Source organism: Telluria beijingensis (genome assembly GCF_030770395.1).
GTDB lineage: Bacteria > Pseudomonadota > Gammaproteobacteria > Burkholderiales > Burkholderiaceae_D > Telluria > Telluria beijingensis.
The window spans coordinates 4,931,716-4,957,408 of the sequence record NZ_CP132480.1 but is presented as its reverse complement, the minus strand read 5'-3'; the positions used below and the strand labels follow the sequence as shown (position 1 = coordinate 4,957,408).

General features: G+C 68.2%; 28 protein-coding genes and 1 tRNA gene. 20 read left to right on the top strand and 9 right to left on the bottom strand.

The genetic code is table 11. The features are described 5' to 3' along the window. The 4 genes from Q9246_RS21725 to Q9246_RS21710 all read right to left on the bottom strand — a co-directional run bounded on the left by Q9246_RS21725 (window position 1) and on the right by Q9246_RS21710 (window position 2,611). Complete coding sequence (locus Q9246_RS21725; protein ID WP_306392970.1) at window positions 1–987, bottom strand: FAD binding domain-containing protein; 987 nt, start codon at window positions 985–987, stop codon at window positions 1–3. Beyond that, window positions 984–1,523 carry a 2Fe-2S iron-sulfur cluster-binding protein gene (locus tag Q9246_RS21720; protein WP_306392969.1) on the bottom strand — a complete coding sequence of 180 codons (540 nt, stop codon included), beginning with the start codon at window positions 1,521–1,523 and terminating at the stop codon, window positions 984–986. The genes Q9246_RS21725 and Q9246_RS21720 overlap by 4 nt, the downstream gene beginning before the upstream one ends. A gap of 122 nt (window positions 1,524–1,645) precedes the next feature. Beyond that, window positions 1,646–1,804, bottom strand: a complete 159-nt coding sequence (locus Q9246_RS21715) for a hypothetical protein (RefSeq protein WP_306392968.1) — start codon at window positions 1,802–1,804, stop codon at window positions 1,646–1,648. Window positions 1,805–1,906: 102 nt separating this feature from the next. Beyond that, window positions 1,907–2,611: an SDR family oxidoreductase gene (locus tag Q9246_RS21710; protein WP_306392967.1), complete on the bottom strand. Its 705-nt coding sequence runs from the start codon at window positions 2,609–2,611 to the stop codon at window positions 1,907–1,909. A 268-nt stretch (window positions 2,612–2,879) separates the two neighbouring features. Between Q9246_RS21710 and Q9246_RS21705 the strand changes: the two genes are divergently transcribed. The 3 genes from Q9246_RS21705 to Q9246_RS21695 are packed head-to-tail and all read left to right on the top strand — an operon-like array spanning window position 2,880 to window position 4,890. After that, a complete protein-coding gene (locus tag Q9246_RS21705) occupies window positions 2,880–3,632 on the top strand; it encodes a hypothetical protein (protein WP_306392966.1) in 753 nt (250 codons plus the stop codon). A gap of 29 nt (window positions 3,633–3,661) precedes the next feature. Continuing rightward, window positions 3,662–4,342 (top strand): cysteine hydrolase family protein, encoded by a 681-nt coding sequence (locus tag Q9246_RS21700; protein WP_306392965.1) that lies wholly within the window; start codon window positions 3,662–3,664, stop codon window positions 4,340–4,342. Then, window positions 4,339–4,890 carry a cysteine hydrolase family protein gene (locus Q9246_RS21695; RefSeq protein WP_306392964.1) on the top strand — a complete coding sequence of 184 codons (552 nt, stop codon included), beginning with the start codon at window positions 4,339–4,341 and terminating at the stop codon, window positions 4,888–4,890. The genes Q9246_RS21700 and Q9246_RS21695 overlap by 4 nt, the downstream gene beginning before the upstream one ends. Here Q9246_RS21695 and Q9246_RS21690 read toward each other — a convergent pair. Together Q9246_RS21690 and Q9246_RS21685 are read right to left on the bottom strand one after the other, a co-directional pair. Continuing rightward, entirely contained in the window at window positions 4,877–6,253 is a 1,377-nt protein-coding gene (locus Q9246_RS21690) for an ATP-binding protein (protein WP_306392963.1), read from the bottom strand. The two genes, Q9246_RS21695 and Q9246_RS21690, sit on opposite strands and share 14 nt — an antisense overlap. A 107-nt stretch (window positions 6,254–6,360) precedes the next feature. After that, the gene (locus tag Q9246_RS21685; protein ID WP_306392962.1) at window positions 6,361–6,954 is read right to left on the bottom strand and encodes a hypothetical protein; all 594 of its coding nucleotides are present in this window, start codon (window positions 6,952–6,954) and stop codon (window positions 6,361–6,363) included. A gap of 663 nt (window positions 6,955–7,617) precedes the next feature. Between Q9246_RS21685 and Q9246_RS21680 the strand changes: the two genes are divergently transcribed. After that, window positions 7,618–8,802, top strand: a complete 1,185-nt coding sequence (locus Q9246_RS21680; RefSeq protein ID WP_306392961.1) for a DUF2325 domain-containing protein — start codon at window positions 7,618–7,620, stop codon at window positions 8,800–8,802. An 89-nt stretch (window positions 8,803–8,891) separates the two neighbouring features. Here the strand turns inward: Q9246_RS21680 and Q9246_RS21675 are convergent, their stop codons facing one another. Further along, complete coding sequence (locus Q9246_RS21675) at window positions 8,892–9,035, bottom strand: hypothetical protein (protein WP_306392959.1); 144 nt, start codon at window positions 9,033–9,035, stop codon at window positions 8,892–8,894. A 268-nt stretch (window positions 9,036–9,303) separates the two neighbouring features. Here Q9246_RS21675 and Q9246_RS21670 point away from each other — a divergent pair, with 268 nt between their 5' ends. The 16 genes from Q9246_RS21670 (at window position 9,304) to Q9246_RS21595 (ending at window position 24,404) form a co-directional block, all read left to right on the top strand. Continuing rightward, entirely contained in the window at window positions 9,304–11,121 is a 1,818-nt protein-coding gene (locus Q9246_RS21670) for a sensor histidine kinase (RefSeq protein WP_306392958.1), read from the top strand. Next, on the top strand, window positions 11,118–11,534 hold the full coding sequence (locus Q9246_RS21665) for a response regulator transcription factor (RefSeq protein WP_306392957.1): 417 nt from the start codon (window positions 11,118–11,120) through the stop codon (window positions 11,532–11,534). The genes Q9246_RS21670 and Q9246_RS21665 overlap by 4 nt, the downstream gene beginning before the upstream one ends. Then, on the top strand, window positions 11,524–13,056 hold the full coding sequence (locus tag Q9246_RS21660) for an HD domain-containing phosphohydrolase (RefSeq protein ID WP_306392956.1): 1,533 nt from the start codon (window positions 11,524–11,526) through the stop codon (window positions 13,054–13,056). Before Q9246_RS21665 ends, Q9246_RS21660 begins: the two co-directional genes overlap by 11 nt. Then, window positions 13,053–15,092 carry an ATPase, T2SS/T4P/T4SS family gene (locus tag Q9246_RS21655; protein ID WP_306392955.1) on the top strand — a complete coding sequence of 680 codons (2,040 nt, stop codon included), beginning with the start codon at window positions 13,053–13,055 and terminating at the stop codon, window positions 15,090–15,092. Before Q9246_RS21660 ends, Q9246_RS21655 begins: the two co-directional genes overlap by 4 nt. Before the next feature lie 11 nt (window positions 15,093–15,103). Beyond that, the gene (locus tag Q9246_RS21650) at window positions 15,104–16,210 is read left to right on the top strand and encodes a type II secretion system F family protein (RefSeq protein ID WP_306392954.1); all 1,107 of its coding nucleotides are present in this window, start codon (window positions 15,104–15,106) and stop codon (window positions 16,208–16,210) included. A 141-nt stretch (window positions 16,211–16,351) separates the two neighbouring features. Then, a complete protein-coding gene (locus Q9246_RS21645; protein WP_306392952.1) occupies window positions 16,352–16,906 on the top strand; it encodes a type II secretion system protein in 555 nt (184 codons plus the stop codon). Between the two features lie 19 nt (window positions 16,907–16,925). Beyond that, window positions 16,926–17,456 carry a GspH/FimT family pseudopilin gene (locus Q9246_RS21640; protein WP_306392951.1) on the top strand — a complete coding sequence of 177 codons (531 nt, stop codon included), beginning with the start codon at window positions 16,926–16,928 and terminating at the stop codon, window positions 17,454–17,456. Between the two features lie 14 nt (window positions 17,457–17,470). Further along, on the top strand, window positions 17,471–17,902 hold the full coding sequence (locus tag Q9246_RS21635) for a hypothetical protein (protein WP_306392950.1): 432 nt from the start codon (window positions 17,471–17,473) through the stop codon (window positions 17,900–17,902). Beyond that, on the top strand, window positions 17,899–18,375 hold the full coding sequence (locus Q9246_RS21630; protein ID WP_306392949.1) for a PulJ/GspJ family protein: 477 nt from the start codon (window positions 17,899–17,901) through the stop codon (window positions 18,373–18,375). Before Q9246_RS21635 ends, Q9246_RS21630 begins: the two co-directional genes overlap by 4 nt. Further along, a complete protein-coding gene (locus tag Q9246_RS21625; RefSeq protein WP_306392948.1) occupies window positions 18,372–19,271 on the top strand; it encodes a DNRLRE domain-containing protein in 900 nt (299 codons plus the stop codon). Before Q9246_RS21630 ends, Q9246_RS21625 begins: the two co-directional genes overlap by 4 nt. Before the next feature lie 12 nt (window positions 19,272–19,283). Continuing rightward, the gene (locus tag Q9246_RS21620) at window positions 19,284–20,486 is read left to right on the top strand and encodes a GGDEF domain-containing protein (protein ID WP_306392946.1); all 1,203 of its coding nucleotides are present in this window, start codon (window positions 19,284–19,286) and stop codon (window positions 20,484–20,486) included. After that, window positions 20,483–21,601: a pilus assembly protein PilM gene (gene pilM, locus Q9246_RS21615; RefSeq protein WP_306392945.1), complete on the top strand. Its 1,119-nt coding sequence runs from the start codon at window positions 20,483–20,485 to the stop codon at window positions 21,599–21,601. The genes Q9246_RS21620 and pilM overlap by 4 nt, the downstream gene beginning before the upstream one ends. Further along, window positions 21,594–22,238, top strand: a complete 645-nt coding sequence (locus Q9246_RS21610) for a PilN domain-containing protein (RefSeq protein ID WP_306392944.1) — start codon at window positions 21,594–21,596, stop codon at window positions 22,236–22,238. The genes pilM and Q9246_RS21610 overlap by 8 nt, the downstream gene beginning before the upstream one ends. Beyond that, complete coding sequence (locus tag Q9246_RS21605; protein WP_306392943.1) at window positions 22,235–22,777, top strand: GspMb/PilO family protein; 543 nt, start codon at window positions 22,235–22,237, stop codon at window positions 22,775–22,777. Before Q9246_RS21610 ends, Q9246_RS21605 begins: the two co-directional genes overlap by 4 nt. Further along, a complete protein-coding gene (locus Q9246_RS21600; RefSeq protein ID WP_306392942.1) occupies window positions 22,774–23,088 on the top strand; it encodes a hypothetical protein in 315 nt (104 codons plus the stop codon). The genes Q9246_RS21605 and Q9246_RS21600 overlap by 4 nt, the downstream gene beginning before the upstream one ends. Continuing rightward, window positions 23,085–24,404, top strand: coding sequence for a type II secretion system protein GspD (locus Q9246_RS21595; protein WP_306392940.1), 1,320 nt, complete (start codon window positions 23,085–23,087; stop codon window positions 24,402–24,404). The genes Q9246_RS21600 and Q9246_RS21595 overlap by 4 nt, the downstream gene beginning before the upstream one ends. A 69-nt stretch (window positions 24,405–24,473) precedes the next feature. On the opposite strand, the gene Q9246_RS21590 is transcribed toward Q9246_RS21595, so the two are convergent. Further along, window positions 24,474–24,549 (bottom strand) — tRNA-Thr (locus tag Q9246_RS21590). A gap of 139 nt (window positions 24,550–24,688) precedes the next feature. Next, the gene (locus tag Q9246_RS21585) at window positions 24,689–25,690 is read right to left on the bottom strand and encodes a class 1 fructose-bisphosphatase (RefSeq protein WP_306392939.1); all 1,002 of its coding nucleotides are present in this window, start codon (window positions 25,688–25,690) and stop codon (window positions 24,689–24,691) included. Window positions 25,691–25,693 lie beyond the last annotated feature (3 nt).

The following is a 25,693-nucleotide window of genomic DNA, read 5'->3' as shown; positions in this document are numbered from 1 at the left end:
TCAGGAATGCACGGTGGCCAGCCGGTCGAGCACGGCCACCATCGTGCGCTGGACCAGCGGGATCTTGAACGCGTTGTCGCGCAGCGGCGCGGCGCCGGCCATCTCGGCCTTTGCCGCCGCTTCGAAATGGGCCGCGCTGGCCGGCTGTCCCACCAGCATGCGCTCGGCCGTCCTGGCGCGCCACGGCTTGTGGGCAACGCCGCCCAGCGCCAGCCGTACGTCGGCGACGATGCCATCGCGCACCTCGAGCGCGGCCGCCACCGACACCAGCGCGAAGGCATAGCTGGCCCGGTCGCGCACCTTGCGATAGGTGGAATTGGCGCCGTAGGCCAGCGCCGGAATCCAGATTGCCGTCACCAGTTCGCCCGGCTGCAGCACGGTCTCGCGCTCGGGATGGTCCTCGGGCAGCAGGTGGAAGTCATTGAACGGCACCTGGCGCGCGCCGCCCGCGCCCTGCAGGTGTACCACGGCATCCAGTGCGGCCAGCGCCACGCACATATCGGACGGATGGGTGGCGATGCAGGCGCTCGAGGCGCCCAGCACCGCGTGCATGCGGTGCACGCCCTCGATGGCGTCGCAGCCCTCGCCCGGATTGCGCTTGTTGCAGTGGGCGCCTTCGTGGTCGTAGAAATAGCTGCAGCGGGTGCGCTGCAGCATATTGCCGGCGACGGTGGCCATATTGCGGATCTGGCCCGAGGCGCCGGAGGCGATGGCGCGCGCCAGCAGCGGAAAACGCTCGCGCACGGCGCGGTGCTCGGCCAGCGCCGTGTTCTTGACGGCGGCGCCCACCAGCAGGCTGCCGTCCGGCCGCTCTTCGATGTCGTGCGCCAGGCCGCTGACGTCGACCAGCTGGGTGGGCCGCTCCACGGTTTCGCGCATCAGGTCGACCAGGTTGGTGCCGCCGCCCAGGTAGCGGCTGCCGGACAGCGCGCCCTGGCGCACGGCGTCCGCGGCATCCTGCGCGCGTGCGAACGTAAATGGATTCATGCCGTCTCTCCCCTGCCGGCCCTGACGTTCAGCTGCACATGGTGTTCGGTGACTGCTTCCACGATGCCGTTGTAGGCGCCGCAACGACACAGGTTGCCGCTCATGCGCTCGCGCACCTCGTCTTCGCTGCAGGCGATCGACTCGGCGGCCAGGTCGTCGGTCACATAACTGGGTACGCCGCGCCGCAGTTCGGCTTCCATGCCCAGCGCCGAGCAGATCTGGCCCGGCGTGCAGTAGCCGCACTGGAAGCCGTCATGCTCGATGAAGGCTTGCTGCAGCGGATGCAGGGCGCCCTCGTGGGCCAGGCCTTCGATCGTGGTGATCGCCCGGTCCTGGTATTGCACGGCCAGCGCCAGGCAGGACAGGATGCGCTGCTCGCCGTCGAGCAGCACGGTGCAGGCGCCGCAGGCGCCCTGGTCGCAGCCCTTCTTGGTGCCGCTCAGGTGCAGGTGCTCGCGCAGCAGGTCGAGCAGCGAAACGCGCGGGTCGGCGGGCAGCGCGACGGCGTTTCCATTGATGGTGATGGTCGGGGACACGGCCAGCCTCCTCGTCGATGTGCGGCCAGCCGCCAGTCACCAGGAAGGCGGTCGCCGCGCGGTATCCGTTAATGAGCGACCAAGTGTAGAGTCGGCCGTGGACGGGGGGCGCACGCTTGGGTTCAGGAAGGCATGTCGCGCGACGGCGCCCGCGGCACGCCAGGGCCGGAAGCGGGGACCGCGGTCGTGATGGCGACGGCGACCGGATCGCTGGCCGGAAACGATTCGTCCAGCGCTTCGTCGAGCGCTTCCTCGTCATGGACTGACTGGTTCGGGATCATGTCTTGCCTCCTTGCAAGCCGCGGGCGCCTTCGGCGGCGCCCCCGTTTCACTCTAGTCCACCGGACGCCGTGGCGCCAGGCCTGCTGCGCGCCGCGCCTGGATCAACCCGCCGCGTCGAGGTAGACGCCGCGCTCGAGCGACAGTCCGCGCTTGACCTCGCGCGTCATGGCGTCGGCCAGCACTTCGTCCTGCCCGGCCTCGAGGGCGGCGATGGCCTGGGCCACGACGTCCAGCGGCGCCGCCTTCGGCGCATCGATTCCGGCCGTCATGTCGGTGTCCATGAAGGCCACGTGCAGGCCCACCACCTGCGTGCCCTGCGGCTTGAGCGCGATACGCACGCCATTTGTCATCGACCAGGTCGCAGCCTTCGAGATGCTGTAGGTGGCGCCGCCCGGAATGCTGATCCAGCTCAGCACCGACAACACATTGACGATGGCGCCACCGCCGTTGGCGGCCAGGATGGGCGCGAAGGCGCGGCACATCGACAGGGTCCCGAACAGGTTGGTGTCGAGCTCTTGCCGGGCACGCTCGGGCGTTTCGTCGTCGAGCAGGCCGCCGCCGCGCACGATGCCGGCATTGTTCACCAGCAGGGTCACGTCGCCGCATTCGGCGGCCGCATGCCGCACCTGCTGCCCGCGGGTGATGTCGAGTTCGATCGGGATCACATCAGGCAGGTCGATGGTGCGCGGATCGCGCGCGGCGGCATACACCTTGCGCGCGCCGGCTTCGAGCAATAGGCGGGCCCAGGCGCGGCCGAGTCCGCGGTTGGCGCCGGTAACGAGTACGACCGAATCCCTGACTTTCATGCTGGCTCCTGTGATTGTGCGCCGGGCGCACCACGGCCCGGACGATGCCTCGATACTAAGTGGCGACCGCGCGCCGCCCCAGTAAATCCTTGTGAAACGGCGTCCAGTCGATCCGGCGCAAGCGCCGCATCTCTCCCATAGGTGGCGGCCGTGCCCGTCCGGCACATCTCATCACAGGTCTTTACAACCGGCATGGCACGGCGCGACTAAGCTCGAAGACAGTTACTGCAACACACCATCGACCACGCCAGACCCGACAGGAGCCTCCATGACCGCCATCCGCACCATCCTCGCCGCCGCCCTCGCCCTCGCCACCTGCACGGCCGCCGCCCACCAGGGCGGCAAGCCGCACACCGGCGGCATCCAGAGCGCCGCCGCCAAGGGGGTCAAGGCCGAGTACGACATCGTCCACACCAAGATCACCACCCAGGGCAATATCGCCACCTTCCACGTGGCGGTGTCGGGCAAGGCCGGCAAGACCTATCCGACCAAGACAGGCAAGCTGGGCGGCAGTGCGGTGTTTTCCTACGTGTGGCCGACCACCATCGATCCCTATGTGGTCGGGTTCGAGAGCAAGGCCGGCATCCTGGCCTTCGCCGTCACCTCGCACCCCGACTTCGACGACACCCCGCTGTACGACGAGAACGGCGACGGCGACGTCGGCAACGACGGCAACCTGTGGCACTCGCACTGGGTGGTGCTGACCAGGGACGATGCCTGCGGCAAGGATGCGCTGAAGGTGGTCGATATTCCCGAGGGCGCCAAGCCGCGCCTGCCCAAGACCTGGCCCGGTTTTCCGATCCTGCTCGACAGCCCCGGCTGGAGCCCGGTCTTCAAGGCCGAGTCGCTCGAGGTCAAGGTCCCGTTCGACGATATCGGCGTGGTCGAGGCGGCCAGCTTCGACGGCGTCACGGCGGCGCTGCGGGTCAATGCGAGCGTCCACAGCCCGCTGCTGTGCGTGGCGGACGTGTTCAAGGTCGCGTCAGGGAAACTGAGCCTGCCGGGCAAGGTCAACCAATAGTCGGGCCATCCGGCCCTCGGGAGGCAAGCATGATCGACAGCGAACTGGCGCGCGGCCACACGGCATTGCTGCTGGTCGACCCGTATAACGACTTTTTGTCCGAGGGCGGCAAGCTGTGGCCCCGCATCGCCGCCACCCGCAACGCGGCGCGGCTGCACGCCAACCTGCGCGCCGTGCTCAGGGGCGCGCGCGGCGCCGGCGTCCCGGTGGTGACGGTGCCGCACCACCGCTACGCGCCGGGCAACCTCGATGCCTGGCGCTTCGCCACACCGTACCAGACCGGCAGCGCCCGCGCGCTGGTGTTCCAGCGCGGCGAATGGGGCGGCGAATGGCATCCCGACATCGGGCCGCTGCCGGGCGAGCTGGTGGTCAAGGAACACTGGGCCAGCAGCGGCTTCGCCAACACCGACCTCGACCTGCAACTGCGCCAGCGCGGCATCACCCACGTGGTACTGGTGGGCCTGGTGGCCAACACCTGCATCGAGGGCACCGGACGCGCCGCCTCCGAACTGGGCTACCACGTCACCCTGGTTGCGGACGCCACCGCCGCCTTCAGCAACGCCGCGCTGCGCGCCGCCCACGACATCAACGCCTCCAGCTATGCCCACCAGCTGGTCGCGACCGAACACCTGCTGGAACAATTCTCGGCCATCGCGCTCGACACCACTCACCACCACCATCACCTTCACAACAACGAGGAGCCATCATGAGCAAGCAAGCACTGATCGTCATCGACGTCCAGAACGATTATTTTCCCGACGGCCGCTGGGAGCTGGCCAATATGGACGCCGCCGCCGCCAACGTCGGCCGCCTGCTGCGCCACTACCGCGCGCGCGACACGCCGGTGGTCCACATCCGCCACGAATTTCCCGACGCGGCCAGCGCGCCGTTCTTCGCCCCCGGCTCCGAGGGCGCCGCGATCCACGTGTCGGCGGCGCCGCTCGATGGCGAGCCGGTGCTGCTCAAGCACCACATCAACTCGTTCCGCGACACCCCGCTGCTGGAGATCCTGCGCGGGCGCGACGTCGAGGAAGTCGTCATCTGTGGCGCCATGAGCCATATGTGCGTGGACGCCTGCACCCGCGCATCCAACGACTTCGGCTTCAAGGTGACCGTGGTGCACGACGCCTGCGCTTCGCGCGACCTGGAATTCGATGGGGTCAAGGTGCCGGCCGCGCATGCCCACGCCGCCTTCATGGCGGCGCTCGGCTTCGCCTACGCCAGCATGCGCTCCACTGACGAGATCACGGCAGCATGACGGCCACGGCCGGCCCGGCGGCGGCGCGCCGGGCCGGTGCCGGCGCCTGGTCTTCGTACCCGAGGCGCCGCCGCGCATAGCAGCGGGTGGCGTTCGACAGGCGGTAACGGGCGCCGTCGCCGCCGGCTTCCACGTCCACTACCTCCACCAGCGAGCGCGCGCCGAGCGCCAGGATGGACTCGACCACGGCGCCCGCATCGATGCGCGCGCAGGCGCAGGCCAGGATCGCCTGGTCGAGGGTGAAGGCCTGGCGAAACGCCGCCAGCCGGTACAGCACCGCGCGTTCGCGCGGCGCCAGCAGGCGGCAACTCCAGTCGAGCAGCGCGGCCGGCGAACGATGCCGTCCGCAGTCCGCCGCGCCGCCGTCGGCCTGGTCGAACAGCGCATCGACGCCATCCGCCAGGGCCGCGATGCCGACCTCGCGGGCGCGCGCCGCGGCCAGCCCGATCAGCAGCGGATTGCCCTCCAGCTGGCGGCACAGCCGCGCCGCGCGGGACAGTCCGGCCGGGTCGAGCCGCGCCGCGCCGCCCAGGCGCAGCGCGAACAGGTCGAGCGCCGGCCCCGGCAGTTCGAGCGGCGCCAGCCGGTGCACCCATTCGGCGCGCAGGCACAACGCTTCGCGGCTGGTTGCCAGCAGGTGCAGCTGCGGCGCAGCCTCGAGCAACGCCTCGGCCAGCAGCGCCGCCGGTTCGGCCAGGTGGCCGCAATTGTCCAGCACCAGCAGCAGGCGCCGCCCGGCCAGCGCGGCGCACAGGCCGGGCCAGGCGGCGCCGGCCGGCAGGCCCACAGCCTCGGCCAGCGCCTCGGCCAGCTGCGCGCCGTCGTCCAGCGGCGCCAGGTCGAGGTAGGCCACGCCGTCGGCGAAGCACGGCGCGGCGCGCCGCGCCGCCGCCAGCGCCAGTGCGCTCTTGCCCAGCCCCCCGGCGCCGACGATCGAGACCAGCCGCCGCTCGCGCACCAGGGCGGCCAGGGCGGCCAGCGCCCCGTCGCGCCCGACCAGCGGTTCGGGAGCGGGCGGCAGCAGGCCGGCGCCGGGACTGCCGCGCCGCACCGGCGCCACGAATACATAGCCGCGCCCCAGCACATTGACGATGTAGCGGCTGCCGTCCTCGCCCTCGCGCAGCGCGCGGCGCAGGCTGGCGACGTGGGCCCGCAAGCGGCTGCGTTCCAGGTCGCAGCCGGGCCACAGGCGGTCCGCGATCTCGCGCTTGCCCACCACCTCGCCGGCGCGCCCGGCCAGCAGCGCCAGCAGATCGAAGGCGCGCGCCCCGAGCGCCACCGGCAAGCCGCCAAGGCGCAGCTCGCGCCGCGCCAGCGACAGCGCGAAGGGTCCAAACAAGAGCTCGCTATCCCCCATCGGCATCAGATGTCTCCTTGTCAAGCGTATGATTTCCATCATATGACCTGGATCAAGCAGACGATGTGAAAAAGTGTGAAATCGATGCCGCGCCGCCACGATGCGGGCGCGCGTCAATCCTGCAACAGGCGCAGGGCGGCGCGGCGGTCGGCGCCGTCGTGGCCGTCGCCCAGGGCCAGCACCAGTGGTTCCAGCAGCGCCGTCGCACGCCGGCAGCCATCGCTGTCGCCGCGTTCGCGCCACAGGCGCGCCAGGCTGGTGGCGCAGCGCAGCTCCCAGGCCAGCGCGCCCTGGCGGCGCGCGATGCCGAGCGCGCGCAGGAACAGCGCCTCGGCCGCGGCCTCGCCGCCCTGCCCCAGCAACAGCCGTTCGCCGCTGGCGCGCCAGACCTCGGCGGCGCACCAGGCGACCTGGCCCTGGGCGCAGCGCTGGCCGGCCGCTTCGCCCGCCAGGGATGCCAGCCAGGTCGCCAGGTGGTCGCCCTGGACCGCGTCGGCGCGCCACGCCGCGCTGTACGGCACGTCGACCCGGCTCGCGCGCGCCGCCAGCACCTGGCGGTACAGCAGGGACCATTCGTTCCAGTAGGCCAGCGCGTGGCGCTCGGCATGCTCTTCCAGCTGGCAGGCCAGCTCGCGCGCCCAGGCGTCGTCGCCGCGCCACAGCGCCACCGGCAAGGCGCCCATGGCCAGCGCCCAGGCCAGGGACACGGGCGCGCCATCGCGCGCCGCCAGCGCCAGCCCTTCGCGCGCCGGCGCGCACGCGCCCCGGCCCTAACCCGGGCCACCTCAGAGTAGAATTATTGAGCAATTTCTCAGTAATCCCGATAATGAGGGTCAGAGTAAAATTATTTACCAATATCTTATGGGCAATACCGATCCAGATCGATTCCGATGAGCTGGTTATTAAATAAATTGCTCAATAATTCTACTCTGACCCTATTTATTTTTCGGCCTGAACTGCTGCAGTAATAACATTCTTCTACCATAGAGTAGAAGTGCTGTTTTGGTGCAAGTTCTCTGTCCCGAGTTTATACTTCCTCGAAATTTAAGAAACACTAAACAATTAGGGTCAGAGTAGAATTATTGAGCAATTTCTCAGCAAACCCGGACAAACAGGGACAGAGTCCTCGCTATGGGCAATTTTCCTTTGTAATGATTAAATAGGGTCAGAGTAGAATTAAAAGCAATTCTGAGGAATTGCTCAATAAATCTACTCTGACCCTAGTGTTGTCGTGGGTGGTGGAGGTGCACGGGTGAAGATTTCGCTTGCGTGGCGTGGTGGCTGATATAGAATACTGAATGAGAATCATTATCATCCGATCGGGGGGCGGCGCCTTCGGTCTGCCAACACCTTGCGTCGAGAGGAACGATATGTGCGAAAAACACGCTTCGAACGTCCCCTGCCCCGCTGAAGGCCCGCAGGGCTCGCGGCGGCGGCGCGTCTGGGAGCTGTCCCATGCCTGCCATTGCCCGCTGGTCGGGGTGGGCTTGCCGCTGGGTGGCTTGCGCAAGCTGGTGGAGAAGGTCACCGGTGGGAAGGTGCTGCATGATGATTACGATATCCATGTTGGCACCGTCAGCGAGTGTGCGCTCAGGACGCCAGTCGCGGATGCGGTGCAGAAGGAACTCGAGCGGCGCTATGCGCAGCATGTCCAGCGCTTCCGCGCGGCCAAGACCACCGAGCAGGTCGAGGCCATGTGGGAAGCAGCCGTCGCGGCGGGCGATGTCGCGGGGGCGTTCTGGGCGGGGTTGTCGCATCCACGCTGTACCACGGCGCTCGAAGAGAAGATGTGCCGCGATATCCATATGGTGCAGCATCAGGCCGGCGCCTGCGCGCGCGCCGATATCAACAAGTTCAATGCGGTCGTCGCCGACAATGCGCGCCTCGAGCGCGAAGTGGCGCGGCTGCAGGAGCGCTGCAATCTGCTGGGGCAGGAAAAGGCGCTCGAGAGCGAACGCCATGACAGCCAGCTGATGGCGGCGCGCGCGGCGACCATCGCCCGCGATGGCGACGTCCAGGCCCTGCGCGCGGAACTGGCGCGGCTCCAGGCCAGCATTCCCGAACTCGACACCCGCGAGCGCCTGGCCGAGCGCGTGGCGCAGATGGAGGCGCGCGAACAAGCGCTGCGCGCGCAGCTGGCCGAGCTGAAGGCGGCGCGTGCGCCGGCGCCGGTGCAGGAAGCCGACGCGGCGCCAGAACCGATCGAGGCCGTGCCGGTCGCCATGCCGGTGCGCCTGGAGAACCGCAGCGTGCTGTGCGTCGGTGGCCGCAGCAGCAGCGTGCCGATCTACCGCAATATGATCGAACGGGTCGGCGCCCAGTTCGCCCACCACGACGGCGGCCTGGAAGACAGCAGCAGCCAGCTCGACGCCAGCCTGGCCGCGGCCGACCTGGTGATCTGCCAGACCGGCTGCATCAGCCACAGCGCCTACTGGCGCGTGAAAGACCATTGCAAGCGCCACGGCAAGCGCTGCGTCTTCGTCGACAATCCGAGCGTCTCGAGCCTGGTGCGCGGCCTGCAGGAAGCCGCCACCGAGGAAACCCAGCCAGGCTAGCGCGCATCTTCAGGCAGCCGGCGCGCGGATCGCCACCAGGCGGTCCAGCTGCGCCGCGCTCCCGGCGCCAGGTTGTCCTCGAATGACGTCTACCCTTCCAGGCGAAACGAGATCAGCGCGTTCACCATCCCCGCCTTGTACGGCAACAGCACCTTGGGCAGGTCGTGCCCCCGCTCCACCCAATCATCAATCGCGCAGCGCGCAGGTGCGCCGCGCGAGACGCCGTACTGCACCAGTCCATCCCGTCGCCCCGGATCACCACGCGCACATCGACACTTGGCACATCGGCACCCCACCATGCTGCCATCTCATGCAAGATCGTCAATATTGCCGACAATTCCACTTTTCAAGAGAAGCGTGCGCAACCCTGCTGGCTGAATACAACAGACCAGAAAATATGCCCGCGCACGATTGGAATTGTATTTGCCATTAGGAAACTCTGCGCATATAGTGGCCTCTTGTCTCAAATGTGACAATTCGCATTTCAAGAAAACAGGCCCTATGAAACTCAACCGCATCGGTATCATCCTGATCGCCTGCGCGCTGGCCGCCATCACGCTGGTCGTGGCCCTGCTGGTGGTGCGCCAGCAGGACAGCCAGGCGGCCCAAGTCAGGATCAAGGGTGTGGGCCTGGTCAAATCGCTCAGCACCGTCCCGATGACGCTCCTGGCCGACGATGGCAAGAGCGGCGGCCTGCTGGCCGCGCTGCTGGCCTATCACGATAACGGCGATTTCGCCTATGCCACGATCGGCGACGCCAGCGGACGCACCCTGGCCGAAGTCGCGGGCCGCGGCAGCATGACCCCGGCCGTCCCCTTGCCGGCAAGCGCCGCCAATGGTTTCGGTGAGCGCACCCTGGCGGCAAGCCAGGGCGCCGGAGCGCTGCGCGAATTCTACGGCCCACTGGCCGACCGCAGCATGGGCACGCTGTTCGTGCGGGTCGGCTTCAACCAGCCAGGCTACACGGTGCTGGCCCAGGACGTGTCGTTCCTCGCGGTGCTGGCGCTGGCCATGTTCCTGGTGGTGCCGGTGGTCTACCTGGTCATCAAGCGCGAGATGCGGCCGCTGGCGGCGCTGTCGACGCAGCTGCGCACGCTGGCCGCGCCGACCCGGCGCGACGATGGCGACAGCGGCGACATGCGCGAACTGATCGCCAATATGCAGACCTACCTGTCGCAGGCCGGCGCGCGCATCGCCCAGCTCGAACAGGGCGCCCTGAACACCACTGCCGACAACCGCCTGCTCCAGTACGGCAGCAAGAAACTCAACGCCGCGCTGCAGTCGCTGCCCGACGGCCTCCTGATGCTCGACCCGGCCGGCGACGTCACTTTCGCGTCCGGCAAGATCGAACCCCTGCTCGGCATTCCGATGGACCGCATCGTCGGCCAGCCGGTCGACAGCTGGTGCTGCGACCTGGCTCTGCGCGGCCTGCTGGGCCGCTACGGCGGCGACGTGCGCGATACCGCGCGCTCGCATGCCGTCGCGTTCGCACCCATCAACGTCGAGGGCCGCCAGCTGCATGCCAGCGCGCAGCCGCTCAGCGGCGGCCATGGCACGATGTCCTTCGGCACCCTGGTGGTGCTGCGCGACGTCACCCGCGAGCACCTGGCGCGCCAGGCCGGCAACGACTTCGTCGCCCATGTCTCGCACGAACTCAAGTCGCCGCTGAACGTCATCGGCATGTATGCCGAGATGCTGGCCGACAGTGACGAAGAGAGCCTGCGCGTGGAGTCGCTCAATGTGATCCAGGACGAGATCGAGCGCATGAACGCGCTGGTCGGCAACCTGCTCAACGTCAGCAAGCTGGAAACCGGCAGCATGAGCCCCGAGCGCAACCGGGTCCGCCTGGACGACCTGCTGCGCGACGCCTACGACCAGGCCCTGCCGCGCGCCGAGGGCAAGCAGTTGCGCGTGCTGCTCGACCTGCCGCGCGAACTCGAGGCGGTGGCCATCGACAAGGACCTGTTCCGCATTGCGCTCAACAACCTGCTCACCAATGCCATCAAATACAACCGACCAGGCGGCAGCGTGACACTGGCCGCCCGCAATGAGGACAATGAAATCGTGATCAGCGTACGCGACACCGGCATCGGCATCGCAGCGGCCGACCAGGGCCGCATCTTCGACAAGTTCTACCGCGTCAGCGAGAGCGACGCACCGGTCAAGCGCGGCGGCCACGGCCTGGGGCTGTACCTGGCGGCCCAGATCGTCGAGCTGCACCACGGCCGCATGGTGCTCGACAGCGAACCGGGCATCGGCAGCACCTTCTCGATCCACCTCAAGATTGTGTCGGCTCCCGCCGGCGCCGCCGTGCTGTGAGCGCGCGCCGCATCCTGCTGGTCGACGACGAGCCGCATGTGCTGCGCGTGCTGCGCCTGGCGCTCGAGCGCGAAGGCTATGTGGTCGCCACCGCAGGCGACGGCCATGCGGCGCTGGCCAGCATGGCCGAGCAGCTGCCCGATGTCCTGATCAGCGACATCCAGATGGACGGCATGGACGGCCGCACCCTGTGCCCACTGGCGCGCGCTACCTATCCCGACCACCCGTTCCTGATCCTGGTCATGACGTCGATGACGGCGCTCGACGAGCGCGCCTGGGCACGCGAACTGGCGAACACCGAATTCCTCGAAAAACCCCTCAGCCCGCGTCAGCTGGTGGCGCGCCTGTCCCGCCATTTCGCCGCCCTGGCGTCCACGCCAGGCCATCCGCCGGAGCCCGTCCATGCCGCATAAGCTGTTGCCCGCCCTTGATTTCACCCGCCACGCGCGCTGGCTGCAGCGCAGCACCGGCAGCGAGCACGCGCTGGCCGTGTGCGACGCCGGCGGCGCGCCATGCTGGAGCGCGCCCGGCCACGACGGCCTGGCCGACTGGCTGGCGCACCTGAACGCCGGCGGCTTCGCCTGGCCGTGCAGCGGCGACGGCATGCAGCGCCACGACAGCGGCGACGCCACCCTGCTCTACCTGCAGATCAAGGCCAAGGGCCAGCTGATCGGCCACCTGGCGGTGCGCAGTGCCGCCGGCGCCGACGGCGCGCCGTTCGCATGGGACGCGCTGGCCGAGGCGCTCGAAGACGTGGCCGCTGCCATCGGCGAAGAGTGCGGCGTGCAGGGCGAACTCGATGCCATGGCCGACGAACTGTCGGACCGCTATGAAGAGCTGCACCTGGTGTATGCAATCGACCGCCAGGTGCAGGACATGACCAGCGGCGAAGATATCTTCGGCAGCCTGCTCGAGAGCTGGGCCGAGCATATGGACGCCGACGTGGCAGCCTTCATCAAGCCGGGCGACAACCTGTGCGTGTCGGCCACCAACCTGTCGCAGCCGATCCATAACCTCGACCTGGTGCTGGTGGAGATGCGCGGCGACCTGTATCGCTTCGCGCATTCCTCGCGCCAGCCGATCGTGATGAACGACGCAGGCGACCCGCGCCGCGCCTACATCTTTACCGACATGCCGTTCAAGATCCTGTGCTGCCCGGTGTTCCAGGATAAATCGGTGGTGGCGATCCTGGTGCTGCTCAACCACGCCCACAAGGACGACTTCAGCAACAGCGACCGCAAGCTGGGCGAAGTGCTGGCCAATCACTTGTCCAGTTTATCGCGCATGCACAGCATGCTGGCCGAGACCAGCAAATTCAACCAGCAGATGGCGGCCGCGCTGATCGAGGCGGTCGAGGCCAAGGACCCGTACACGCGCGGCCACAGCGAACGGGTGCACCACATCGCGATGGAGATCGGCCGCGCGCTGCGCCTGCCGGCGCGCGAACTGGACAACCTGTTCTGGGGTTCGCTCCTGCACGACGTGGGCAAGATCGGCATCCCGGACGCCGTGCTGTGCAAGCCAGGCCGCCTGACCCGCGACGAGTTCACCTTCATCATGGTGCACCCGGAGCGCAGCTATGAAATCCTGCGCCATATCGATCGCCTCAAGGGGGCGGTGCCCGGCGCGCGCCATCACCAGGAAAAATACGACGGCACCGGCTATCCGCATGGCCTGGCCGGCAACGACATCCCGTACAACGCGCGCATCATCGCGGTGGCCGACACCTACGATTCGATCACCAGCTCGCGCGCCTATCGCGCCGGCCGCAGCCACGAAGTGGCGATGGCCGAGATCGCGCGGTGCGCCGGCACCCAACTCGACCCCGGCGTCGTCGCCACGTTCGAACAGGTGTGCCGCGCCGAGCCAGGATGGATCGCAGCCTTCGGCATTGCCCGCGAACAGAGCAGCGCACCGGCAGCCTGCGCCGCATGAGCATCGATGCCGCATCCGCCGACCGGATCACGAAGAGCCGCATCGGCGCGATGACCTACCTGGCGCCGCTGACGGCGCTGGTGGCGGACGACGCGGTCCAGACCCTGCAGGCCGCGCTCAATGAATGCGTGGCCCAGCACCAGGTGTCGATCGTGGTCGACCTGGGCAAGGTCACGCTCCTGTCGGGCCATGCGCTGGGCATGATGGCCGATATGGGCGAACGCCTGGCCGCCCTGGGCGGCTGGCTCAAGCTGGCCTATCCGAATCCGCTGCTGCAAGAGATCCTGGCCGCCACGGGCCTGCTCGATCAGTTGCCGCTGTTCGACGCGCGGCCGGCCACGCTGCGCCGCGCGCGCGAGCCGGGCAGCAAGCTGGGCGACATCCTGGTCGAGCGCGGCGCGGCCAGCGCCGAGCAGGTGGCCGAGGCGGCGCGCCTGCAGGACCAGACCGGCAAGCGCATGGGCCTGATCATGGTCGAGCGCAAATGGATTACCGAAGCCGCCCTGTACCAGGCGCTGGCCGACCAGCTGTCGCTGCCCTACGTGAACCTGCGCACCGGCCTGTACGACCCGGGCGCGCTGGCCCTGATCGAACGCGACGTCGCGCGGCGCCTGAATGTGCTGCCCTTGTTCCGGGTCGGCGACACGCTCACATTGGCCAGCGCCGAACCGCAGGCCATCCACGCCATCGACGAGCTGCGCGCCCGCACCGGCAACCGGATCCGCATCGTGGTGGCGCCGCCGGCCGACATCCGGCGCCTGGCCGACGAGGCCTATGGCGGCGCCCTGCCCGACTTCATCCATACCGAAGCAAGCGACCTCGAACTGATCGAGTCGACCATCCCCGACGACTACACCCAGATCGACGAGATGGCCGGCGCCAGCCCGGTGATCAATATGGTCAACGCCGTCATCCAGCGCGCGATCCGCGACGGCGCCAGCGACATCCATATCGAAATCTCGCGCAACCGCGCCCGCATCCGCCTGCGCATCGATGGCGTGCTGTACGAAGTCATGTCGCCCAAGGTCGACCAGCACCCGGCCATCGTGTCGCGCCTGAAGGTGATGGCCAACCTCGACATCGCCGAACGGCGCCTGCCGCAGGATGGCCGGATCCAGGTCGCCACCCAGGGCCGCACGGTCGACCTGCGCTTTTCTTCGCTGCCCGGCATCTATGGCGAAAAAGTGGTGCTGCGGGTGCTGGACAAGAACCAGTCGATCCTCGACGTCGACAAGCTCGGCATGCAGGTCAGCGCGGCCAGCGCCTTCAAGCGCCTGCTCGGCCGCAGCCACGGCCTGATCCTGGTCACCGGCCCGACCGGCAGCGGCAAGACCACCAGCCTGTACGCGGCGATCAGCCACCTCAAGAGCATCGAAAAGAATATCGTCACGATCGAGGATCCGGTCGAGTACCAGCTCGACATCATCAACCAGAACCAGGTCAACGATGCGATCGGGCTGACCTTCCCCAAGATCCTCAAGCACGTGCTGCGCCAGGACCCGGACATCATCATGATCGGCGAGGTGCGCGACCGCCAGACCGCCGAGATCGCGGTGCAGGCCGCGCTGACCGGCCACCTGGTGCTGACCACGCTGCACACCAACGACACGCTGGGCGCGGTGTCGCGCCTGGTGGAGATGGGCGTCGAGCCCTACCTGCTGTCGTCGGCCCTGATCGGCGTGATGGCGCAGCGCCTGGTGCGGCGCGTGTGCCAGGGCTGCCGCACCAGCTACCTCGCCACGCCCGAGGCAACCGCCGCCTACCGCTGGCATGGCCAGGGCGACCTGCGCCTGATGCGCGGACGCGGCTGCCCGGCGTGCTACGACTCGGGCTACAAGGGCCGCATGGGCATTTATGAATTGCTCGAAGTCGGCCCCGAGCTGCAACGCATGATCGTGGCCAACGCCAGCAAGGACCAGCTGGCCGCGCACGTCGCGGGCAGCGGCCACCGCGACCTGTACGCCGACGGCATGGCGCGCGCCTTCGACGGCCACACCACGCCCGAGGAAATCGCCCGCGTCGTGCATTCTCTCTAAGCGCCAGCAGCATGCCGATCGAACTCGACTCCCCCATCGCCGCCACCGCCCGTCCCGCCGTGGCGCCGCGTTTGTTCGGCGCGCGCGCGCCGGGGCTGCGCGAGCGCGCCATGTTCACCGAGCGCCTGGCCCTGCTGCTCGAGACCGGCGTGCCGCTGCATGCTGCGTTGCAGTCGCTGCTGGAGCAGACCGACCATGCGCAGCTGCGCGCGATGATCGCGGCGATGTGCGACGACATCCTGGCCGGCGAACGTTTTTCGACGGCGCTCGCCAGGCATCCGCTATTCCCCAGCACCTATGTCAACCTGATCGCCGCCAGCGAAGCCGGCGGCTTCATGGCCGAGGTGCTGGTGCAGCTGGTCGAGATGGACGAGAAAGAAGAGCGCCTGCGCAGCACCCTGGTGTCGGCGCTGTCGTATCCCCTCATCCTGCTGGCGTTCTCGTTCGGCGTGGTGCTGTTCATCCTGGTGTCGGTGTTTCCCAAGTTCGCGACCATGTTCGCGCAGATCCACGACCAGCTGCCGTGGACCACGCGCGGCCTGATGGTGGTGAGCCGCGTGCTCACCGAGCATGGCGCGATCGTCGCGGCCGCGGTCGCGGCGCTGGTGGGCGGCGGCTGGATGCTGGCGCGCCATCCCGATGTGCGCGTCGCCGTCGACCGCGCCAAGCTGCGCCTGCCGGTGCTGCGCGATATATTCGCCAGGATTTACCTGACCCGCCTGCTGCGCGTGATGGGCATCTCGCTCGAACGGGGCGTCACCATCCTGGCCACGCTGGAAGCCTGCCGCGCGGTGGTGCCGAATGCCGACATCCAGCGCTTCATCCGCGACCTCGAAACCGACGTCACCGAAGGCAAGGGCATCGCGGCCGGCTTCCAGCACAACGGCTTTATCCCAGTCGCGGTGCGCCAGATGATTGCCACCGGCGAGGAGACCGGTACCCTGGGACGGGTGATGAGCCGGATCTCGGATTCCTACGATCGCGAGCTCACGCGCCACCTGGCGCGGCTGTCGAAGATGGCCGAGCCGGTGATGCTGCTGGTGATGGGCGTCCTGGTCGGCACGATCGTGAGTTCGCTGATCCTGCCGATATTTAAATTGTCACGAAGCGTGCATTAATGCGTTGACTAAAAACCACAGATTCCCGCACGATTGAAAAATTGATGACGTGCGGAAACTACAGCGTGTTACTCTTTAGAATTAATAATTTCAATAAGTAAAGTTGACAATTCGACTTTATCAACCGGGCGGAAACCATCCATGACTACTTCATTCAAGCGCGCCGCGGCAGCCGGCTTCACCCTGATCGAACTGCTGATCGTCGTGATCATCCTGGCGATCATTTCGGCCATCGCGATTCCCCAGTTTTCGGCGGCGACGTCCGATGCGCAACAGTCGGCGGCGGACGCCAACCTGGCGGCCGTGCGCAACGCCATCGAACTGTATCGCGCCCAGCATGCGGGCAATGTGTATCCGGGCCTGAAAGCGTCCAGCGGCGGCGCTGACTGCACTGGCGTTAAGGGTACCGGCGAACTCAATACCGAACAGGCATTCAAGGACCAGCTGACGTATGCCTCGAACAAGGACGGCCAGACCTGCAGCATCGCTGACGACAACTTCCGCTACGGCCCTTACCTGCGCCAGGGAATTCCTGTCGACCCGTTCGGGAACAGCGCCGACGTCGCCATCCAGACCACCGGCGCCAATCTCGTCGCCGATGCCGCCGCGACGGCCAAGGGATGGAAATTCGATACGAAGTCCGGCCAGTTCATCCTGAACAAGGCGGCCGACCAGGCTCCGGACGCGGGTAACTGATCCAGGCCAGCCGACAGCAATGCCGCGGCGCGCAAGCCCAGGCTACACGCTGATCGAACTGCTGATGGTGGTGGCGATCCTGTCGATCGTCGCGGTCATCGCCCTGCCCGCCGCCCAGCGAGTGACGCAGGCCAGCACCGACGTCGCGGTCGACGAAGTGGCGCATGCGCTGCGCTTCGCCCGCGACCAGGCGCGCCGCACGGGAGAACAGCGCGTGGTCAGTTGCGACCTGGCCAGCGGCCGCCTGACGGTTGGCGGGGTGGATACCGACAAGGACACTTCGACCGCCCGCCAGGGCGCCGCCTACCTGGTGGCGCCCGGCCCCATCCCTGCAGGATCCGCCATGGCCCTCGTCAGTTGCAGCTTCACCTTCGCCGATAACGCAACGGCCGACAGCGTCGTGTTCGACACCACCGGCAATCCCGTGCGCGGTATCGGCAAGGGCCCGATGCGCGACAAGGCCTTGCGCGCCGGCGCCATCGTCCTCGGCGCCGGCCATATCCGGCGCAGTGTCAACCTGAACGCCACCGGCCGCATCACCCAGTCCTGACCATGCCAGTACCGATGTCCACCCGCTCATGGCGCAAGCAATGCGCCGGCCTGACGCTGTTCGAAGCGCTGCTCGCGCTGCTGCTGCTCGCCGTCTGCCTGGCGCCGGCGCTCGATGCGCTGGGCGACGCCGTCGCGCACGCGCCGGGCGCCGATGCGGCGGCGCGCGAACTCGATTGCGTGAGCTCCAGGATGGAAGTCGTGCTCGCCGAGCCGTACCAGCGCCTGCTCGCCAGCGCCGGCGATGCGGGCACGCCATCGCGCTATTCATCCGATGCAGGCGAAGGATGCCCGGCCGTCGCGGTCTATGTCGCACGCTACGGCAACGACAAGAGCGGCAAGATCGGCCCTGGCGGCGACAGCGACTACCTGCTGTACGTCGGCGCCGAACTGGCCGATCCGAACGCCGGCAACCGCTTGCCCCTCACTACCCTGGTGACCCGATGAACATCCGTGGCGCACAGCGCGGATACACGCTGGTCGAGCTGCTGCTCGGTCTCGCGATCGCCGCCATCATCGTGCTGCCGCTGGCGGACATGCTGCGCACGGGCGCCGACAGCGCGCGCACGGTCCGGTCGCGCTTCGACCTGAACGCGGAGGCGAACTTCGCCATCGAGAAGATCGCAGCGCGGGCCGCCGCCGCGACCGGCGCGAAGGCGCCGGACGCCGCGACCGCGCCGACGGAATGGCTCAAGCGGCTGGGCTTCGAGGAATGCACGAATACGCGCGAACTGATGGAAGGCGCCAGCTGCAGCCAGGCGGATCGCAACGCCATCGTGGCCGCCAACGTAGACAAGATCGACCTCAGCATGCCCGACACCGCCACACCGCTACTACGCATCGCGCTCACCCTGAGCCACCCCGATGTCGCCGAGCCGGTCACGCGCATGCGCACGGTGCGCGTGGGAGCCTATCCATGATGCCGCGGCGCCAGCATGGCGCGGTGCTGCTGATGGTGGCCATCGTGCTGGCCACGGTCGCCGCGCTCGCGGTAAGCGTCAACGGGCTGGCGAGCGCCGACTCGCGCTCGACGCAGGGCGACTATGAAGTCCGGGCGGCAGCCTATCTGGCGGACGCCGGCGTCGCGGCCGCCAGGTGGAGCAACCAGGTTGCCGCCTGCACCAGCAAGTCGATCGCGGCCACGCCCCTCGGCTCGGGCACGTTTGCAGCCGAGGTGCCGACAACGAAAGGCACGGCCAAGAAGATCGACATCGTCGCCAGGGGCGCCGTGAACGGCGTCACGCTGCGCACGCTGGAGCGCAAGCAGGTCACGCTGAATGACCTGAGCAAGACCGAAACCGTCAGGCTGACCAAGGACGCCCGCGACATCACGATCGACCGCACGGACGACGACGATAGCGACGATGACGACGAGCGGCTGTGGCTGGCGTTCGACAGCGCGCATGCCCTGATGTACTGGGCGATGAGCGATATCAAGAAAGATGCGCTGGTGCTGTCCGCCAAGCTCACCCTCACGCCCTACGGCTCGAACGGCGCCGGCGGAACCGTCGCCATCCAGCGCCTGACGACGCGCTGGGATGACGACGCCACCTGGAGGCGGCCGCGCGAAGACGTCGCCCGCTGGGACGGGGGCACCTACATCGCCCAACCCGCGGCCACGGCCGCCGTCGCCGGCATTGCCACCGCCGAATGGGACGTGACGGACCTGGTCAACGGCTGGTTCAGCGGCCAGTACCCCAACTACGGCATGCTGCTGCGCCTCGCCAATCCCGGCCCGAGCCTGCGCTTCCACAGTCTCGACGCCTCGTCCAGCCGGCGCCCTGTGCTGCAGGTGCTGATGGCCAGGCAATGCTGATCGGATGACACCATGGAACAGACCACACCTGTGACCCAGCTTCCCGTCGCCTCGAGCGCGACCGCGCCGCGGCGCCTCGCCGACAGCTTCGCCGCGCTCTGGTCGTCGACCAAGTTCAATGCCCCGGATCTGGCCGACTACGCTACCTGCCACATCGAACGCGAAACCCGCCAGGGCGTCAGCCTGCTGGCGCTGGCGGCCCTGCTGTTCCTGGTCCAGACCGCTGCCTTCGCTTCGTGGTTCGACCTCGGTCCGGGCTACAGCTACACCTACATCCTGCTGGCCGCGCTGGCGCTGCATGTCTTCTGGTCGGCGCGCCAGGTGCGCGACGTGAAAGCGCTCAACCTGCTCGCCATGCTGCTGCTGATCGTCTGCGCGTCGGCGCTGGTGCTGCTGGCACGCCGCTCGGGCACATTGCACGTGGTGGTGATGCTGAGCGTGGCGATCCTGCTGATGCTGATCCCGCTGATGCCCTGGGGCCTGCGCGAGGCATCGCTCACCTGCGCCGCCATCTACCTGATGTTCACCTCGCTCACCTTCTTTACGCGCCTGGAATTCGGCCATGTCGAACTGTGGGCGCTGCAGCTGGCGATGCTCACGTCGACGCTGCTGTCGCTGGTCCTGGTCGGGCGCGCCCTGCGCGTGCGCAAGAACGACCTGGCGCTGCGTTTCCGGCTCGAGCGCGCCGGCGCGGCGATGGCCACGCTGGCCGAGCGCGACCACCTGACCGGCGCCTGGAACCGGCGCTTCCTCGAGCGCGAGTTCGAGCGCGTGGTCGGCCTGCACGCGCGGCGCGCCGCGCCGGCCTGCTTCGGGCTGCTCGACATCGACCAGTTCAAGGCGTTGAACGACACCTACGGCCATCGCCACGGCGACAGCGTGCTGCAAGCCGTGGCCGCCGCCTTCGAGGGCCTCGACGGCGAGCTGGAATGCCTGGTGCGCCTTGGCGGCGACGAATTCGCCTTCATCGTGGCCGGCAGCGGCGAGCCACGCGCGCGCCTGGCGGCGCTACTCGGCGCGGCGTCAGGCCTCGCCGCGCGCAGCGGCGAGCGCGCCATCCCGGCGCCCACCTTCAGCGCCGGCCTTGTCCTGCTCGACCGCGCATGCTCGCTCGATGCGGCCTATGCGCGGGCCGATGCGCTGCTATACCAGGCCAAGCGCGCCGGCGGCGCAGCGATCCACTACGGCAGCATGACGCAAGGCGCCACGCCATGAGGCTGCAACAGTGGATCGCCGGCCTGGGCCAGCGCATGGGCGCAAGAGCGGCGGCGCGTCCGATCGGCGCCGATTTCTCCGCCACGCGGCTGAACCTGGTGCAGGCCGAGCTGCGCGGCGAGCGCTGGCACCTGCAAGCCGCGGCCTCGCAGGCCTATCCGATGCCGCGCGACGAATTGCTGGCCAACCCCAGGGAATTGCTGCGCTTCGTGAATGGCACCCTGGCCCAGGCCCCATTTCAGGGCCGCCGCGTGGTGTCGGCACTGAGCCCGGCCGATGTGCGCATCCTGCCGCTCACGGTCCAGGTGGCGCAGGGCCAGACCGAGGCGCAGGCGGTAGCGCGCGCCGCGGCCGAACAACTGGGCGAGCGCGCGCCGCAGCATGTGGTCGACTACTACCAGGTGCGCGGCGCCGACCAGGAAAGCAGCGAACGCCAGGTCTTGCTGGCCGCGGCGCCCAAGGCGGGCGTGCTGGCCTTCCTGGCAACGCTCGAGCGCGCGCGCCTGACGCCGGTGGCGCTCGATATCGGCCCTGCTGCCATCGGCCGCCTGCTGGCGGTGCTGCATGGCAGCGACGTCGGCCAGTCGGTCGCCCTGCTCAACTTCGGCACCAGGAAAAGCTATCTGACGGTGATCTGGGGCCGCCGCCTGATGCTAGACCGCGAAATCGCCTTCGGCGAAGACATGCTGGCCGGCGCCGTGGCCGATGCGCTCGACCTTGCGCACGATACCGCGGCGGACCTGTTGCGCGCGCATGGCATCGGCGCGCGCGATGCGGTGTCCGACGACGGTCCGCACGGCGAGCTGCGGCGCGCCATCCGCGCCATCCTGCATCCGGCCTGCCAGGCCCTGGCCGACGAGCTGGCGCACACCCAGGTGTACGTCGCCTCGCGCACCCGCGGCAGCTCGATCAGCCGCCTCTACCTGAACGGCAGCCTCGCGCGCTATCCCGACATCGACGCGCGCATGGCCGAACTGATCGACGTGCCGGTGCACCTGCTCGATCCCTACGATGCCTTTCCCGGCCCGGCCACGGTCGACGCCCGGCGCGCCAACAACGCGACCTCGATCGCGCTGGCGACCGGCCTTGCCCTCAGGGAGGATGCTCGTGGCTGATATCGACATGATCCCGCGCAGCTACCGCGACGGCGTTCGGCTTCGCCGTACCGTGCGCCAGGCCGCCTGCGCGCTGGCGGCAGTGGTCATCGCCACGGCCGCGGGCCATGCGGCGCTGCGCTGGAGCAGCGCCGCCATGGAGCGCGAGGCCACGCTGCTGCGCAGCGCCGCCAGCGCCGCCAGGAGCGACCTGCAACGCGCCACCGCCCAGCGCGAGGCAGCGCTGCGCGAGCAGCAGCGTGCCGGCCTGCTGGGTGCGGTGCGGCGCGAAGGCGAGCTGGCCGCGTTCGCCCGGGCCATCGACAGCGCCCTGCCCGCCGACACCTGGCTGACCGCGCTCGCGCTGCGGCGGTCGACGCGGGTGGCGCCGCCCGGCGCCGCCCTGCCATCCAGCGGCGGCCCGCAAAACACCTTCGCGACCGGCAATGCGCAGGGCGATACCCTGCTGCTCGACAGCCACGTCGAACTGGACGGCCAGGCCGCCAGCTACGAGGGCATGACCGACTTCCTGGCGAAGCTGGGCCGCATCCCTGGCCTGGAGAATTTGCAGCTGCAGTCCAGCAGCGTCAATGCCGAAGCCGGCGCGATCGACTTCCGGGCCACCCTCTCGCTGACCCGGCGCCAGGAGGCCGAATGAAGCCCGGCATCCGCGACGCGCTGGCGGCACTGCCGGCGCGCCAGTTGAACCTGATGGCAATCGGCGTGGTGCTGATCGCGCTGGCGCTGGCCTGGAGCGTGGGCCTGCGCGCCCCGCTCGCGGCCCACGCCCAGCAGCGCAAGGCGTTGGCCGCGCTCGAAGCGCGCGCAGCCGCGGCCGGCGTCGATGCGCCGCAGGCGGCGGCGTCCGCGCCCGCATCCGCCGCATCTTCCGCGCCGCCGGTCGCACCGGCGCCGCTGGCGCTGATCGCCGCCGTCAGCCGCAGCGCCGCCCATGCCGGCGTGACCGTTTCGTCGGCAGCCCAGGGCGCCCGGCAGCAGTTCGCCGGGCTGCGGCTGCACACCCTCGATATCTCGGCCAGCGGCAGCTACCCCGCGATCGTGGCCTGGCTGGCGGACATCGAGACCAGCCAGCCGACCGTCGGCATCATCCAGTTCACCCTGGCGCCGGACGATGCCGGCGACAAGCGCAGGATCCTGCTGCAACTTGCCATCTACGACACCGAAGAAAAACCATGACCCATTGGCTCCTGCCATTCACCGCACTGCTGCTGGCGTTTCCTGCGAAGGCGGAACCGCTGCGCGACCCGTTCCAGCGTCCGGCCGCGAGCCGGCCCGTTGCGCCAGCCGCCACGCCCGAGAAAGCGCCGCGCCTGCGCGCGCTGGTACTGGGTGGCGCGCGTTCGCTGGCCAATATCGATGGCCATGTGCTCGCCGCCGGCGAGCAGTTCTCCGGCTACACCGTGCTGCGCATCGATGCCCGCGGCGCGCTGCTCGCCCGCGCCGGCAGCGAACTGCTGCTGACCATGCAAGACAAGGACGTCGAATGAACCCGCGCCACCTGCTATGCGCGCTGCTCGCGCTGCCGTCGTTCGCCTTCGCCCAGGCAGCACCGGTCCCGGCCCCGGCCAACCTCGAGGCGCCGGCGGCGATTCCGTCCACCATGTCGTACACCTTCCGCGACACCCCGGTCAGCGAATTGTTCAACATGATCGCGCGCAGCGCGCGCGTCAACATCATGCTGGGGCGCGGCGTGGGCGGCAAGGTCTCGATCAACCTGTACGACCTGACGGCGCGCGAAGCCATCGAGGCAATCGCCCAGGCCGGCGGCTACATCGTCAGCGAGCGTGCCGGCGGCTTCCTGGTCGAGGATCCGCGCGCGCTGCCTGCCGAGGGACCGGAAGCGCTGCAGGTGAAGGCGCTCAAGGTGCGCTATGCCGACGTGACCAAGGTCGGCGCCATCCTGGCGCGCCAGGTGGGGCCGCTGGGCGCGGTCACGGTGCTCGACCAGACCAAGACGGTAGTGATCGAATCGACCGAGGCTGGCCTGCAGCGCGCGGCGAGCGTCCTGCGCGAGATCGACCGCGCGCCGCAACAGATCCTGATCGAGGCGAAGATCCTCGAGATCACGCTGGACCAGAACGAGAACTTCGGCGTCGACTGGTCGCGCGTGTTCAGCGAGGGGCCGGACGTATTCGGCGCCACCGGCTTCGCCACCCGCGCCGGCCCGCGCTTCTACCTGAACGTGGTCAACAAGAATATCGAGGCCTACCTGAGCGCCCTGAGCAACAAGGGCCGCGTGCACACGCTGGCGACGCCGCGCCTGCTGGCGCTCGAGGACCAGGAAGCGACGACCAATGTCGGCGACCAGCTGGGCTACCGGCTGACGACGACGATCAACAACGTCACCTCCGAATCGATCCAATTCCTCGACACCGGCGTGATCCTGCGCGTGACGCCGTCGGTCGACGCCGATGGCCGCATCATGCTGAAGGTGCGGCCGGAGGTGAGCTCCGGCTCGGTATCGGCCGGCATCCCGTCCAAGAAGACCACCGAGGTCAATACCCAGCTGGTGGCCAACGACGGGCAACCGGTCCTGATCGGTGGCCTGATCAAGCGCAGCGCGACCTATCGCCGCCTGGGCGTGCCGCTGCTGTCGGACATCCCGGTCATCGGCGGCATCTTTGCGAGTACCGACGATGGTGGGTCGGCCACCGAGACGATCGTCGTCATCACGCCGCGCATCGTGCCGGCCGGTGGGGTGGCGATCGACGGCAGGACCGAGCGCACGCTGGAAGAGGCCGAACAGGCCATGCGCGCGCGCGGCGACCTGCTGGACCGGAAGCTGGATAGCATCGCGCCTTGAAGCCGGCCGCGTCCGGAAAAAGAAAAAGGGCTACAGGCCTGAGCCTGTAACCCTTCATCTCGCAAATCTTGGTGCCGCTGACCGGAATCGAACTGGTGACCTTCGCATTACGAATGCGCTGCTCTACCGACTGAGCTACAGCGGCGAAACCTGTGCTTCGCCTTGCCTTTCGACGCCCGATACACTAGCCGCGCTGACGAAAGAACCATATTCTAGCAAACAATGCGGCAAACTTGCTAGTGTGTATTGCAAGCGTGCCGCATCAACGGTGCGCAAACAGGCATTCAGCCCTGGTGATACCCCGTCACCACCTCGACTTCTTCGCGCGACCCCAGGAACACCGGCACGCGCTGGTGCAGCTTGGTCGGCGGGATGTCGAGGATGCGGCCCTTGCCGTCGGTGGCCGCGCCGCCGGCCTGCTCGACGATCATCGCCATCGGATTGGCCTCGTACATCAGGCGCAGCTTGCCCGGCGAGCCAGGATCGCGCAGGTCGGCCGGGTACATGAACACGCCGCCGCGGTTCAGGATGCGGTGCACGTCGGCCACCATCGAGGCGATCCAGCGCATATTGAAATCCTTGGCGCGCGGGCCGGTGCTGCCCGCCAGCAGTTCGTCGACATAGCGCTGCACCGGCGGATGCCAGTGGCGTTTATTGGACATATTGATCGCGAACTCCTTGGTCGAGACCGGAATCTGCATATCGCTCTGGGTCAGCACCCACGACCCCATCTCGCGGTCCAGCGTGAAGCAGTGCACGCCGTTGCCGGTGGTGAGCACCAGCATGGTCTGCGGGCCGTAGACTGCATAGCCGGCCGCCACCTGGGCCGTGCCCGGCTGCAGGAAGTCCTGCTCGGTCGGCGCATCCATGCCGTCCGGCGCCTTCAGCACCGAGAAGATGGTGCCGATCGAGACGTTGACGTCGATGTTCGACGAGCCGTCCAGCGGATCGAACAGCAGCAAAAATTCGCCCTTCGGATAGCGGCTCGGGATCTGGCGGATGGTTTCCATCTCTTCGGACGCCATCGCCGCCAGGTGGCCGCCCCACTCGTTCGCCTCGAGCAGGATTTCGTTCGAGATCACGTCCAGCTTCTTCTGGACTTCGCCCTGGATGTTCTCGGTCTCGGCGCTGCCCAGCACTTCGCCCAGCGCCCCCTTGCTCACCGAATAGCTGATGCGCTTGCAGGCGCGCGCGACGACCTCGATCAGCAGGCGCAGCTCGGCGTTGATGTTCTGGTGCAGGCGCTGCTCTTCGACCAGGTATTGCGTCAAACTTACGCGTTTCATGAC

Excerpts from the sequence above, each read along its gene's own strand:
- Q9246_RS21710 (WP_306392967.1), bottom strand. The coding sequence starts at position 2,611 with ATGAAAGTCAGGGATTCGGTCGTACTCGTTACCGGCGCCAACCGCGGA.
- Q9246_RS21650 (WP_306392954.1), top strand. The coding sequence starts at position 15,104 with ATGCCGATCGAACTCGACTCCCCCATCGCCGCCACCGCCCGTCCCGCC.
- Q9246_RS21695 (WP_306392964.1), top strand. The coding sequence starts at position 4,339 with ATGAGCAAGCAAGCACTGATCGTCATCGACGTCCAGAACGATTATTTT.
- Q9246_RS21700 (WP_306392965.1), top strand. The coding sequence starts at position 3,662 with ATGATCGACAGCGAACTGGCGCGCGGCCACACGGCATTGCTGCTGGTC.
- Q9246_RS21725 (WP_306392970.1), bottom strand. The coding sequence starts at position 987 with ATGAATCCATTTACGTTCGCACGCGCGCAGGATGCCGCGGACGCCGTG.
- Q9246_RS21640 (WP_306392951.1), top strand. The coding sequence starts at position 16,926 with ATGCCGCGGCGCGCAAGCCCAGGCTACACGCTGATCGAACTGCTGATG.
- Q9246_RS21680 (WP_306392961.1), top strand. The coding sequence starts at position 7,618 with ATGTGCGAAAAACACGCTTCGAACGTCCCCTGCCCCGCTGAAGGCCCG.
- Q9246_RS21645 (WP_306392952.1), top strand. The coding sequence starts at position 16,352 with ATGACTACTTCATTCAAGCGCGCCGCGGCAGCCGGCTTCACCCTGATC.
- Q9246_RS21705 (WP_306392966.1), top strand. The coding sequence starts at position 2,880 with ATGACCGCCATCCGCACCATCCTCGCCGCCGCCCTCGCCCTCGCCACC.
- Q9246_RS21595 (WP_306392940.1), top strand. The coding sequence starts at position 23,085 with ATGAACCCGCGCCACCTGCTATGCGCGCTGCTCGCGCTGCCGTCGTTC.
- Q9246_RS21635 (WP_306392950.1), top strand. The coding sequence starts at position 17,471 with ATGTCCACCCGCTCATGGCGCAAGCAATGCGCCGGCCTGACGCTGTTC.
- Q9246_RS21660 (WP_306392956.1), top strand. The coding sequence starts at position 11,524 with ATGCCGCATAAGCTGTTGCCCGCCCTTGATTTCACCCGCCACGCGCGC.
- Q9246_RS21585 (WP_306392939.1), bottom strand. The coding sequence starts at position 25,690 with ATGAAACGCGTAAGTTTGACGCAATACCTGGTCGAAGAGCAGCGCCTG.
- pilM (WP_306392945.1), top strand. The coding sequence starts at position 20,483 with ATGAGGCTGCAACAGTGGATCGCCGGCCTGGGCCAGCGCATGGGCGCA.
- Q9246_RS21690 (WP_306392963.1), bottom strand. The coding sequence starts at position 6,253 with ATGCCGATGGGGGATAGCGAGCTCTTGTTTGGACCCTTCGCGCTGTCG.
- Q9246_RS21625 (WP_306392948.1), top strand. The coding sequence starts at position 18,372 with ATGATGCCGCGGCGCCAGCATGGCGCGGTGCTGCTGATGGTGGCCATC.
- Q9246_RS21655 (WP_306392955.1), top strand. The coding sequence starts at position 13,053 with ATGAGCATCGATGCCGCATCCGCCGACCGGATCACGAAGAGCCGCATC.
- Q9246_RS21630 (WP_306392949.1), top strand. The coding sequence starts at position 17,899 with ATGAACATCCGTGGCGCACAGCGCGGATACACGCTGGTCGAGCTGCTG.
- Q9246_RS21670 (WP_306392958.1), top strand. The coding sequence starts at position 9,304 with ATGAAACTCAACCGCATCGGTATCATCCTGATCGCCTGCGCGCTGGCC.
- Q9246_RS21620 (WP_306392946.1), top strand. The coding sequence starts at position 19,284 with ATGGAACAGACCACACCTGTGACCCAGCTTCCCGTCGCCTCGAGCGCG.
- Q9246_RS21605 (WP_306392943.1), top strand. The coding sequence starts at position 22,235 with ATGAAGCCCGGCATCCGCGACGCGCTGGCGGCACTGCCGGCGCGCCAG.
- Q9246_RS21600 (WP_306392942.1), top strand. The coding sequence starts at position 22,774 with ATGACCCATTGGCTCCTGCCATTCACCGCACTGCTGCTGGCGTTTCCT.
- Q9246_RS21715 (WP_306392968.1), bottom strand. The coding sequence starts at position 1,804 with ATGATCCCGAACCAGTCAGTCCATGACGAGGAAGCGCTCGACGAAGCG.